Raw genomic sequence first — 13,997 nt, 5'->3', positions numbered from 1 at the left:
GAATACCCACGACATGCTGCGCGCCCGACTCGAGGTCGGCGACGAAGGCTGGACCCTGTCCGTGCCACCGCCGGGTGATGGCTCAGCGGCCGTTGCGCTCACCAGCGTGTCAGGCGAACTGACGTCGGCCGACGTCGCCGCCGCGACCACCGCCGCGGCAGCGGAGTTGGCCCCCGAAGCCGGGGTGATGGTCCGCGCCGTCTGGTACGACAAGCCTGCGGCCTGCGGCCAACTGCTGCTCGTCATTCACCACCTGGTGATCGACGGCGTCTCCTGGCGGATCATCACCGACGATCTGGCCAGGGCGTGGTCAGACGTGCGCCAGGGCGGTGCGCTCGCCACCCTCGACGACGTCCCGACGTCGTTTCGCACCTGGTCGAACACCATCACCGCGGCGCGGTTCGGTACGGAGGTCGAATACTGGAACCGGGTGCTGGCGACCCCCGATCCCGACCTGGGCTCGCGCACCTTGGACCCGGCGGTCGATACCGCGGACACCGTTCGCAGTCAGAGCTTCTCGCTGCCGACCGACGTCAGTTCGGCACTGCTGTCGTCGGTCCCCGCGGCCATCCACGGTGGTGTCAACGACGTACTCCTCACCTCACTCGCGTTGGCACTCGCGAAGTGGCGCAGCGATCGCGGCCACGCCGAGAGCACTGCGGTGACAGTGAACCTGGAAGGTCATGGCCGAGAAGCGGATCTGGTGCCAGGGCACCTCGACCTCTCGCGCACGATCGGCTGGTTCACCGCCATCTACCCGACCCGGATCGATCCGGGCCTGCTCGACTGGGCCGACGTCGTCACGGCCGGCTCGGCCCTTGCGGCTTCGGTGAAGTCGGTGAAGGACCAACTGCGGACGGTGCCGAGCCGTGGTCTCGGCTACGGCGTGCTGCGCTATCTGGACGGCTCGGGTCCCATCCGGGGCGCTGCGCCCCAGATCCTGTTCAACTACCTTGGGCGCTTCGCAGGGGGCAGCGGCCGGGACTGGGAGCCCGTCGCCGAGATCGGGGCCCTGCGCGAAGGCGTCGACCCGACCAACCCCGCTGCGGCACTGGAGATCAACGCACTCGCCGAGGACCTGCCGGACGGCACCAGGCTGACCATGGCGCTGTCCTGGCCGGGTGGGCTTCTCGATTCCGAGGACGTCGGCGAGCTGGCCGAGCTCCTGCGTGCCGCTCTGACCGCCCTGGCGCGGTGTGACGCCCTGGAGGGCCACACCCCGTCGGACTTCCCGCTGATCGACGTCACGCAGGCCGACCTGGACGAATGGCAACGGACGGGCTCCATCGAGGACGTGCTGCCGCTGCTGCCGTTGCAGGAGGGGATGTACTTCCACGGTGCCTTCGGCGATGACGCCGACGGATCCACAGACACCTACCGGGTGCAGCAGATCGCCGAACTGTCCGGACCGGTCGACCCCGACCGGCTGCGCGACAGCGTCGCCGCCGTGATCCGCAGGCACCACGCGCTGCGGGCCAGCTTCCGCGAGCTACAGGACGGCCGGCTGGCGCAGGTGATCTGGAATGACGTTGCCGTCAACTTCGAGGCCATCGAGGCCGCTGCCGGCGAGGTGGAAGGCATTGCGGCCGAGCAGCTGTCACGCCCGTTCGATCTCGCGACCGCCCCGCTGGTCCGCTACGCTCTGGTCTCCTCGAGCGCCGAAGACCACCGTCTGATCCAGACGATGCATCACATCGTTGCCGACGGCTGGTCCTACCCCGTGATGTTCGGCGACATCGTCACGCACTACAACGCCAGTCGAGCAGCAGGCGCGGGCCTGGCGCCGCTGACCGTGACGCTGCGTGATCACGTGGAAGCCGTCCGCAGTGGCGACCGGGAGTCGGCCACGCAAGCCTGGTCGGCCGCGCTGGCCGGAGTCGAACCCACCACGCTGTTCGGCGACCGGGGGACCGTCGGGGAGCACCGGAGCTCCGTCCGGCGACTGTCCGCAGAACTCACCAACGCCCTAACCCTGACGGCACGCGAACGCGGCGTCACCCTCAGCACCGTGCTGCACGGGGCCTGGGGTCTGCTCCTCGGCAGGCTCCTCGATCGACGTCGGGTCGTGTTCGGGTCTACGGTGTCCGGTCGCGGCGGCGAACTGTCCGGCACCGAATCGATCGTGGGTCTGCTCATCAACACCATCCCGGTGCCGATGTCATGGGAACGTCAGTCACCGATCGCCACCGTGATGGCCGAGCTCCAGGAAGGCCAGAGCGCCGTCCTGGACGCCCAGCACCTCGGCCTGGCAGAGCTGGCCAGGCTCGCCGGAGTCCGGGAGTTCTTCGACACCATGGTCGTGGTCGAGAACTTCCCCGTCTTGGCCGCGGAGCGTCCAGATGATCGGCGTGCCATCGCGTTCCGTGGGTTCACCGGCACCGACTCACCGCACTACCCGGTGTCCTTCGTCGCCTACCTCGACGAGCGGCTGACCGTCGAGATCAAGTACGACGCAGGAACCGTCACCGCCGATCAGGCCGACCGTTTCGCAGAGCGCGTCGAGCGCATCCTGACGGCGTTCGCCGAGCGTCCCGACGAGCCGGTCAGCGCAATCGACCTGAGGACCGGTGCCGAACGTCAGCTCGTCGCGGGAACGGAATCACGCGAAGGTCCCGACCGCACTCTCGCCGACGCGTTCACCGCGGCCGCGCGCGCCCACGCGGACCACGTCGCCGTCACCTGTGGAACCGACCGGCTGACCTACGCCGAACTCGACGAGCGGGCGTCCGCGGTGGCGGCGGGGCTGGCACGTCTCGGGGTACGATCGGAATCGCGGGTGGCCGTGGCGCTGCCGCGCTCCGTCGACCTCGTCGTCGGACTCCTGGCCGTGATCAAGGCGGGCGGAACCTACGTCCCACTGGACATCGACTCGCCTGCTGCCCGGCTGCAGCACATCGTCGCCGACTCGGTACCCGTCTGCATCCTCGTCGACGGGGTCGAGCGCCTGTCGGCCGTGGCCACTCCTTCGAACACGCCGATCGTGGTTCTCGCCGAGGCGGCCCGCACCGGGATGGACGCACCCGTTCCTGCCGTGCGGCAGGACGCCGACCACGCCGCGTACGTCATCTACACCTCCGGGTCGACCGGAGTCCCGAAGGGCGTTGCGGTCACCCATCGCAACGTCGCGGCGCTCTTCGAGGGCGCGACGACGCTCTTCGACTTCGGACCCGACGACGTCTGGACGATGTTCCACTCCGCCGCCTTCGACTTCTCGGTCTGGGAGCTGTGGGGACCACTGCTGCACGGTGGTCGTCTGGTGATCGTCGAACAGGCGGTCGCGCGCGATCCGGAGCAGTTCGCCGAGATGCTGTCGACCGAGCGGGTCACGGTGCTCAACCAGACCCCCTCGGCGTTCTACCCGTTGATCGAGGCGCTCGGCAATCAGCGCGGGGATATTTCACTGCGATACGTCGTCTTCGGCGGCGAGGCACTGGACGCGCGTCGGCTCGCCGGGTGGTACCGCCAGCAGGACTCCGACTCGCCGCGACTGGTCAACATGTACGGCATCACCGAGACCTGCGTACACGTCTCGCATCGACCACTTGCCCCTGCTGACGCCGACAGCGGCATCGGCGTGATCGGTGGCCCACTTCCCGGCCTGCGAATCCATCTGCTGGACAACGACTTGCAGCCGGTTCCGATGGGCGTGGTGGGCGAAATGTACGTCGCCGGTGGACAGCTCGCCAGGGGTTACGTCGGACGGCCCGGCCTGACGGCGTCGCGATTCGTGGCCAACCCGTTCGACGCGTCCGGTGAACGGCTCTACCGCAGCGGTGACACCGCGATGTGGGCCGAAACCGGAGAGCTGGTCTACGTCGGCCGATCGGACCAGCAGGTCAAGGTACGCGGCTACCGCATCGAGCTCGGCGAGGTCGAGTCGGCACTTGCCGCGCTGCCCGACGTCGCGAACGCAGCCGCGGCAGTGCGGGAGGACGAGACGGGCCGCAGCCGACTGGTCGGCTACCTGGTCGGGCGCGCGTCGATCGACGTCGCACAGACGCGTACCCAGCTGGCCGAACGACTGCCGGACTACATGGTGCCGTCGGCGCTCGTCGTGCTCGACGGGCTGCCGTTGACCGTGAACGGGAAGCTGGACCGAGCCGCGCTCCCCGCGCCGGCGCAGACCGCAACGCCCAGTGCGACACCCGTCGCACCCGTCGATCATGGCAGCGGCGTCGCAGAACTGCTCGCAGCACTGTGCACGGAAATCCTCAGCACCGCAGTCGGTGTCGATGACGACTTCTTCACGATGGGCGGCGACAGCATCGTCGCCATCCAGCTGGTCAACCGGGCTCGACGACAGGGCGTGCGGATCACGCCGCAGCAGGTGTTCACGTGCCGCACCGCGGCCGCGCTCGCCGACGCGATCGGAGCAGGGCAGGGGACCCCGTCGTCGGCCCCCGACGTCACCGATGCGGGTCCCGATCACGGCGAGGTCATGCTGACACCGATCGTGCAGCGATTGGCCGAACTGGGCGGCGCCGTCAACCGGCTCAACCAGACCGAGCTGTTGCTGTCCCCGGCCGGTGCGACCCAGGATCAGATCGACGCTGCGGTCAACGCCGTCGTCGCTCGACACGACGCGCTGGGACTTCGCCTGCACAGGCCTTCGCCAATGCTGTGGTCGTTGGAAGCCGCTCCTGCGGCGACTGTTTCGGTGCTGCGGATCGATGCGGCTGAACTGACCGATGACGAGCTACGAGCCGCGGTGGGTGCGCAGTCCGATACCGCCGTCGACAGGCTGGACCCTGACAGCGGCGCCATCGTCGCAGGGGCATGGTTCGACCTCGGCTCAGAACGGCAGGGCCGGCTCCTCCTCGCGGTGCATCACCTCGCCGTTGACGGCGTGTCGTGGCGCATCCTGATCGACGATCTGAGCGAGGCATTCGACCGGCTACGGGCCGGTGAACGGCCCACCTTGGCGCCGGTGGGCACCTCCATTCGCTCATACGCCAGGACGGTCAACGAGAACGCCCAGCAGGCAGCACGATTGGCAGAGTTCGAGCATTGGACGACGACGCTCGCGCCCGGCGGTGAGCTCGACCCGGTCGCCAATACACTTGGCCTGACCGTGGCGGGCACCCGTGATCACGACGTCCGACTGACGGTGGACGAGACGGTACCGCTGTTGACCACCGTCCCTGCGCTGGCCAACGCCGACGTCACCGAAACCTTGGTCAGTGCCTTGCATCTCGCTGTCGCGCGGTGGCGGGCCGCCCGTGGTGGAACACCCGATGCGCCACTGGTTCTGGATCTCGAGCGCCACGGCCGCGACGGGTGGGGCAGTGAGCTCGACCTGTCCCGCACCGTGGGCTGGTTCACCGCCATCGCGCCGGTGCGGCTGGCCGGCCTTGACGGCGACAGGGATCACCTCGCGGTCCTCAAGGAGGTCAAGGAACGGCTTCGCACGGCCCCCGACGGCGGACTCGGCTTCGGCCAGCTGCGCTACTGCAACCCGCGCACCGCGGCGGCACTGGGCCGCCTGCCCGCACCCCAGCTGCTGTTCAACTACCTGGGGCGGTGGGCCGCCGACGGCACCCGCGACTGGGACTCGGCGCCGGAGGTCGACGCCCTGCGGGTGGCGCCGGACCCCGATTTGGGCACCCCGTACCTGCTCGAGATCAATGCCATCTGCGACGAGACGGTCGACGGCCCGGTTCTGCGCGCCACCCTGACCTACGCCGACGGCGAGCTGAGCGGCGATGCCGTCACCGAGCTGGGTGAGCACTGGATGGCGGTGCTTCGCGAACTGGGTGACCTTGGCGGCGACTCGGATTCGGGCGCCCAGACGGGCTCGCTGACCCCTTCGGACCTGCCGCTCGTCCAACTGTCCCAGCGGGACATCGACGGGATCGCCGCGACGGCGTGCCAGGCGGTCGAGGACGTCTGGCCGCTCTCCCCCCTACAGGAAGGGGTGTACTTCCAGGCCCGCTACGCGCAGGCGGCGGTCTACATCGTCCAGAACGTCTTCGACTTCGCCGACCCGGTCGACGTCGAGGCCCTGCACGCCGCGTATTCAGCCGTGATGCAACGCAATCCGGTGCTTCGCTCGGCCTTCCTCGCCGACGATCTGCCGCAGCCGGTCGCGGCGATCATCGCCAACCCCGTTTGGGCCCCCGAGCTCATCGACCTGACGGGGTCGACGAGCCACGACGTCGACGAGCGCGTCGCCGATCTCACGGCTGCCGACCGGCTCCGCACCTTCGACCTGGACACGCCGCCACTGGCGCGGATGACCATCGTCCGCACCGGCGGCGTCGACCGACTGATCTTCAGCTATCACTTCCTGCTGCTCGACGGCTGGTCCCGCGAGCAGCTGCTGCGGGAACTGTTCGCCGAATACGCGGCCGCGAAGAAGGGCGTCGAGGCCGACCTGCCCGAGCCGACCGCGCACTTCACCGACTACCTGCGGTGGCTCAACGGGCAGGATCGGGAGGCATCGGCGCGGCGATGGGCCACGGCGCTGGCCGGTCTGGCCGCGCCAACGCTGCTGGTACCGGCGGCGGTGGGCACCGAACCCACGCTGGCGCTGCGCCTTGACTTCACCCTGCCCGAAGACCAGACGGTGCTGCTCACCAAGGCTGCGCGCGAGTCCGGGGTCACGCTCAACGCCCTGATCGGAACTGCGCTGGCACTCGTGCTGGCCTATGAAACCGGAACAGAGGACGTGGTATTCGGGTCGACGGTCGCTGGGCGACCGACCGACCTCGACGGCATCGAATCGGTGATCGGGCTGTTCCTCAACACCGTGCCGACGCGGATCCGGCTCGATCCGCAGCGGTCGGTCGCAGACACCATGCGGGCGGTGCAGTCCGAGCGGCTCGACCTGATGGACCACGAATATCTGGGCCTTGGTGACATCCAGCGCGCCTCGACGGTCGACGGTGCGCTGTTCGACAACCTCTACGTCCTGCAGAACTTCCTTGACGACGACACCTTCACCGACATGGAGACCGAGTACGGAATCGTCGGCCATGATTCGATCGACGCGTCGCACTACCCGCTGACCTGGGTCGCCTCGCCGGGGCGGCGGTTATGGGTCAAGTTGGAATACCGGCCCGACGTGGTGGACCGCGGCTACGCCCAACGACTTCTGGACCGGCTGCGGCAGATTCTCCTGCAGCTCGCTCACCACGACGCGCCCCTCGCGGCGGTGTCGGTGCTCCTGCCCGACGAAGACGTCGCACTGGCCGCCCACGGCGACGCGGTTCGGCACGACCTGCCCGCCGCGACCGTGATGGACCTGCTCGCCGAGCGCAGTGGTGAGTCGACCGCCCTGACCGCGATGGTCTGCGGCGCAGACGCGATCGACTACGGACAGCTCGACGCGCGGCTCAACCAGCTGGCCTGGGTGCTGCGCGAGCGGGGCATCGGCGCGGGTTCCACGGTGGCGCTGGCCATTCCGCGCTCGATCGACGCCGTCGTCGCGCTGTTCGCGGTGCTGCGGGCCGGTGCCGCCTACCTGCCGCTGGAGCTCGACTACCCCGACGACCGTCTGACGGTGATGCTCGACGACGCAGCTCCGGTGTGCGTGCTGACCACGATGGCCGTGGCGACCCGGATCGCAGGAGTCGTGCCCGAGTCGTGTCCGGTGGTGGTCCTCGACGACGAATCGATGAGCACCGAACGCGCTGGCGCACCGTCGAATTGGGACGGCTACGCACCGGGGTTGGACCAGCCGGCATACGTGATCTACACCTCCGGTTCGACGGGCAAACCCAAGGGTGTGGTCACGCCGCACCGGGGTTTGACCAACATGCATCTCAACCACCGCGAGGCGATCTTCGCGCCTGCGATCGCCAAGGCGGGTGGCCGCCGGTTGCGGATCGCGCACACGGTGTCGTTCTCCTTCGACATGTCGTGGGAGGAACTCCTGTGGCTCATCGAGGGCCACGAAGTCCACATCTGCGACGAGGATCTGCGCAGGGACGCGACGGCCCTGGTGGCGTACTGCCACGAGCACCAGATCGACGTCATCAACGTGACGCCGACGTACGCACAGCTGCTCATCGAACAGGGCCTACTCGACCGTCATGGCTACCCGCCCGTTCTGGTGCTTCTCGGCGGCGAAGCAGTGTCCACGACGGTGTGGAACCGGTTGCGCGACAGCGACACCAGCTACGGCTACAACCTCTACGGGCCCACCGAGTACACCATCAACACCCTCGGCGGCGGAACCGATGACAGCGCCACCCCCACCGTCGGGCAACCGATCTGGAACACCACCGCCCACATCCTCGACACCTGGCTGAGGCCCGTCCCGGACGGCACCGCAGGCGAGTTGTACATCGCGGGAGCCGGACTGGCGCAGGGCTACCTCGGCAGGCCCGGGCTCAGCGCAGGACGTTTCGTCGCGAACCCCTTCGACCCCGACGGCAGGATGTACCGCACGGGCGACCTGGTACTCCGCCGCACCGACGGCAACCTCGAGTTCCTCGGCCGGACCGACGATCAGATCAAGATCCGCGGTTATCGCGTGGAGCTCGGTGACGTGGAGAGTGCGGTGGCGGCACATCCACTGGTGACTCAGGCCGCGGTCATCGCCCGGCCCGACCCGAACACGTCCGGCTCGCATCGGGTCGTGGCCTACGTCGTGCCTGCTGCCGCGGATTCGACGACGGAGCTCGAGTTGATCGGCGAGCTCCGCACCCACCTCAAGCGCGTCCTGCCCGCCTACATGGTGCCATCGGCCTTCGCGGTGCTCGACGCGCTTCCGTTGACGGACAACGGCAAGTTGAACATCCGGGCGCTGCCAGAGGTCGACCCGGCAGGTCAGCGCGCCGTCAGCAGGCCGCCGCAGTCGCGAACCGAGGAGGTTCTCTGCGGACTGTTCGCCGGGGTCCTCGGCCTCGACGACGGTGCTACCGGGGTGGGGGTCGACGACGACTTCTTCGACCTCGGCGGACATTCGCTGCTCAGCATCCGACTGATCAGCGGGGTACGCGCCGCGCTGGGCGTGCAGATCTCGATTCGGGACGTCTTCGATGCCTCCACCCCCGCCGCGCTTGCGGCAGTACTGGATTCGCAGCCCGCAGCCTCGCTGGTACCGCGACCGGAACTGGTCGCCAGGACCAGGCCAGAACGAATTCCCACCTCCGCGGCGCAGGAGCGGCTGCTGGTTCTAGATCGACTCGGCGAGACCGGCCTGGCCTACAACTACCCACTGGTGTTCCGGGTCCATGGTCCACTGGATCTGGACGCGCTGCGCGACGCGGTCGGCGACGTCGTCGACCGGCACGAATCACTCCGGACGGTATTCGGCGAACACGACGGAATTCCGTTCCAGGACATCCTGCCGGTAGGCACCAGAGCACCGATGGGCGTGGTCGACTGCGACGAGGCGGAGTTACCCGACCGGATCGCGGAGATCGCTGCGCACGAGTTCGACTTGAGCAGGCAGATTCCGTTGCGAATCAGCGTGCTTCGGGTCGCCGCCGCGGATCACACGGTGGCGCTGCTACTGCACCACATCGCGACCGATGAATGGTCGGATGCGCCGTTCCTCGCCGACCTGAACCTCGCCTACCGGAGCAGGGTGGCGGGGACGGGCGCGCCCACATTGCCGGCCCTGGCCGTCCAGTACGCGGACTACACGCTGTGGCAGCGCGAGTTGCTGGCCCGCGTCGGCGATCAGCAACTGCAGTTCTGGCGTGAGGCGCTCGAAGGCGCGCCCGACGAACTGACCCTGCCCACCGACCGACCAAGGCCGTCCCGGCCCAGCGGGGCGGGCGACACCATGCACGTCGACGTACCGGCGAAAACCGCTGCGGTACTGCGCACTCTGGCCGTCGACCGCCAGGTCAGCATGCTGATGGTGTTGCACGCGAGCGTGGCCGTGCTGCTGCACCGGCTCGGCGCAGGCGACGACATCGTGGTCGGCACGCCGGTCGCCGGGCGCGACGAGGCTGCACTCAACGACGTGATCGGCTTCTTCGTGAACACCGTCGTTCTGAGGGCGGACGTGTCGGGCAACCCGACGTTCGACGAGCTGCTGGGCCGAGTCCGCGATGCGGACCTGGCTGCCTTCGCCAATCAGGAGCTGCCCTTCGACCGGCTGGTCGAGGACTTGAACCCACCGCGGGTGGCAGGACGAAACCCCCTGTTCGGCGTCTTCATCGGATATCACCTGCGCGACGGTGGTGACGCCGACATGTTCGGGCTTGGAACCGAGTGGTGCGAACCACCCTCGACGGCAGCGATGTTCGATCTGGGGTTCACCCTGATCGACGAAGGCGGCGACGGCGGCGCGACCATCATGGCCGAGTACGCCGCCGACCTGTTCGACGAGTCGTCGGTGCGGACCTTGACGCTCCGACTGGTGACGGTGCTCGCCCGAATGGGGAGCGACGTCGCCGTCCCGGTCGGCGACGTCGACCTCCTGGCCAACGGTGAGCGCGACGAATTGGTCATGGCGCGCAACGACACCGGCCACGACGTCGACGCGGTGGACCTGTCGGCGCTGGTGTCTCGGCAGTCGCGGCGCACGCCCGACGCGACGGCCGTCCGGTTCGAAGGGATCGAACTGAGCTACGCCGAGCTGGATGCCTGGTCGAACCGGCTTGCCGCACGGCTCGTCGCGAGCGGCGCCCGCCCGGGGGCCATCGTCGGAGTGTCCCTACCACGGTCGGTGGAACTGGTCGTCGCGCTGCTCGCCGTGGCGAAGTCCGGCGCCTCGTTCCTACCGCTGGACCCGGAATACCCACCGGATCGCCTGGCGTACATGACGTCTGATGCCGGACCCGTGAGAGTGCTCGACGACGCGGCCGAGGTGCGGGCGGTCCGAGGGGCCAGCGACGCCAGAACCGATTGGGACGTCGACCCGGCGGCGCGCGCCTACGTGCTGTACACGTCCGGTTCGACGGGACGGCCCAAGGGCGTCGCGGTTTCGCATGCGGGCATCGTGAACCGGATCGCGTGGCTGCAGGACGCGTACCCGCTGACGCCGGACGACCGGATGCTGGTGAAGACCCCGATCAGTTTCGACACGTCGGTGTGGGAGGTGTTCTGGCCGCTGAGCGTCGGGGCCACCCTGGTGCTGGCTCGACCCGGCGGCCACCGAGACCCCGGCTATCTCGCGGAAATCATTGCCGCCGAGGCAATCACGGCGGTGGACTTCGTGCCCTCGATGCTCGAGCTGTTCCTGGAGGAACCCCGGTCGGCACAGTGCACGTCCCTTACCCGCGTCACGGTCGGGGGTGAGGCGCTGTCGCCGGAGGTGGCGAGCCGCTTCGCCCTGGCCCTCGACGTGCCGCTGCACAATCTGTACGGGCCGACCGAGGCGTCGGTGGACGTGCTGGCGTGGACCGCCGATGGCGGCCCGGTGGCGCTCGGCGTGCCTGGCTGGAACGTGCGGGCGTACGTACTCGACGGCTACCTCAACGCGGTGCCGGTGGGCGCTCCCGGCGAGCTGTACCTCGCGGGTGTGCAGCTTGCCGACGGCTATCTGCACCGCCATGACCTGACCGCACAGAGCTTCGTCGCCAACCCGTTCGAGACCGGTGCGCGGATGTACCGAACCGGTGACGTGGTGCGCTGGCGACGCGACGGTCAGCTGGAGTATCTCGGCCGCACCGATGACCAGATCAAGCTGCGCGGTGTCCGGATCGAGCCCGGCGAGATCGAGTCGGTGCTGACGACCCATCCATCGGTGTCGTCGGCTCGCGTCGTCGTCCGCGCCGACCGGCTGGTGGCGTACTACCTCCCGGCTGGGGAGTCGGACGAGTCCACCGCGCAATCCCTTCGCGAACACGCACTCTCGGCGCTGCCGATCCACATGGTGCCCTCGGCATACGTCGAGTTGGCGGCGTTCCCGCTGACGCCCAGCGGTAAGCTCGACCGAAACGCACTGCCCGAGCCGCACGTCGTGGCCGGAGCCGGTCGCCCCCCGACGACGGCCCAGCAGCGCCGGCTCTGCGAGTTGTTCACCGACGTGCTCGACACCGAGGTGACGAGCATCGACGACGACTTCTTCGCCCTCGGCGGGCATTCCCTGCTGTTGGTGCGGCTGGCCGCAGCGATCCGACGCGAGTTCGACGTCGACCTGCCGGTGGCCACTCTGATGGTGGCCCCGACGGTGGCCGAGGTCGCTGGTCGACTGGAGGCCGGTGCTGCCGGCCAGGGAGTGAGCAGTCTGGCCAAGGTGTTGCCGTTGCGGGACTCCGGGACCGAACCGCCACTGTTCTGCCTGCACCCTGCCAGCGGGCTCAGTTGGCAGTTCGCCGGCCTGAAAAGGCAGCTACCACAGACGGTTCCGCTCTACGGACTGCAGTCGCCGCTGTTCACCGACGGCCGGCTGCCCGAGACCATCGCCGAGCTCGCAGCGGACTATGCGGACACCGTGGCCCTGGTGGCGCCGACTGGCCAGGTGCGGCTGCTCGGCTGGTCGTTCGGTGGGTCGATGGCCCTGCTCGTCGCGCAGGAACTCATCGGCCGAGGCCGCGAGGTCGGCTTCGTCGGAATGCTGGATGCGCGAACGGATGTCACCTCCGATGGCCCGTTCGACCCGGCTGCGGTGCTCGCCAGCCTGCTTCGCGAGATGGGCTTCCCCGTCGACCCCGGCGCCAGGATGTCGGTGGACGAGGCAGTCACGCTGGTGCGCTCCAGCGGTGATGCGATCGCCATCCTCGACGACGCCCAGATCGCGCTGGTCATCGAGAACTACGTCGCCGCTGAGCGATTCACCGCCGACGCGGACTACGGCCGGTACCAGGGCGACGTGTTCTTCGTCGACGCCACCACCTTGGAGATGGATCTGGTTGGCGTGGCGTCCCAGGGTTGGCGGGAGCACGTCGGGGGAGAGCTGCGTGTCGTCGAACTGGACTGCGCCCATTCCGAACTGATGGATTCGGACACCCTCGCCAGGCTCGGCCCGCTCATCGCGGCCGAGTTGGCGCGGTGAACAATTCGACGAGTCCGAACGGGGCGCGGTCCCCGAGGCAGAGCTCAAGGGTCTGGTGCGCCTCCACGGCGACCGCCTCGCTGCGCGGAAACAGCGTCGCTTCGTAGGCGGTGAGCGCCGCTTCGATGTCGTCGGGATGGGTGGCGATCGCGTTGGCGAGTTCGGCACCGTCGAACATCGCCAAGTTCGCGCCGTCGCCGGACGGCGGCATCAGGTGCGCGGCATCACCGAGGAGTGTCACCCCGGGGACGCGGTCCCATCGGTGGCCGCTCGGGAGTGTGTAGATGGTGCGCGGGATGGGCGCGGTCTCACCGTCGGTGATCAACGCGGTGAGTTCCAGTGCCCACCCGTCCAATTCGGCCGCGACACTGGCAATCGCCGCGGCGGTGTCGGTGAAGTCGACCCCTGCGACCCACTCGGCGGGACGCTTCAGGAGGACGTACGTGTGAAGCACGTCCCCTGACTCGCGATGCGCGACGATCCCCCTCCCAGGAGTAAGCGCATACATGGCGCCGCCACCTACCGCTTCGGCCGCCGCCGGGTGCCGCTCGTCGACGTCGTAGAGGTAGGTCTCGACGAACACGGTGTCGACGTATTGGGGCTTCGCATCGGACAGCAGTGGCCGGATCTTCGACCAGGCGCCGTCGGCGCCGACGAGGAGGCCGGTGGTCACCGTCGAGCCGTCCTCGAACGACAGCTCGTGGCGGCCCGCCCCAAGCGGTTGGGCGCCGGTGACCTTGCGTCCCCACCGGACCGTGCCGTCGGGCAGCGACTCGAGCAGGATGCGGCGGAGGTCACCGCGGAGCACCTCGGGACGCCCGCGGGTGCCGTCGTCAGGCTCGTCGAGCAGCACCGAGCCGTACTGGTCGAGCACGCGCGACGCCTCGCCACCCTCGTGGATGATCGCGCGGAACGCGTCGGTGAGCCCTGCTGCTTCGAGCGCGACCTGCCCGTCGTGCTCGTGGATGTCGAGCTGTCCGCCTTGCGTGCGGGCCCCAGCCGACGGGTCCGCGTCGTACACCGTTGCGGGGATGCCGTGGACGTGCAGCACGCGCGCGAGCGTCAGGCCGCCGAGGCCCGCGCCGACGATCGTGACCGG

At 68.8% G+C, this 13,997-nt stretch carries 2 protein-coding genes; one reads left to right on the top strand and one right to left on the bottom strand.

Going from position 1 to position 13,997, the window contains the following annotated elements; all coding sequences use genetic code 11:
- The coding region (locus ACRDUX_RS09820) for an amino acid adenylation domain-containing protein (RefSeq protein WP_526413357.1) at nucleotides 1–12,898 on the top strand (12,898 nt) is incomplete at its 5' end.
- On the opposite strand, the gene ACRDUX_RS09815 is transcribed toward ACRDUX_RS09820, so the two are convergent.
- Nucleotides 12,873–13,997: FAD-dependent oxidoreductase (locus ACRDUX_RS09815; protein WP_526413355.1), on the bottom strand; the 1,125-nt coding region annotated here is incomplete at its 5' end. The two genes, ACRDUX_RS09820 and ACRDUX_RS09815, sit on opposite strands and share 26 nt — an antisense overlap.

Origin of the sequence: Mycobacterium sp., from assembly GCF_050701675.1 — a bacterium.
In the GTDB taxonomy this organism is placed as follows: Bacteria; Actinomycetota; Actinomycetes; order Mycobacteriales; family Mycobacteriaceae; genus Mycobacterium.
The sequence above is the reverse complement of the archived record's forward strand: the minus strand, read 5'-3'. Positions and strand labels throughout refer to the sequence as shown.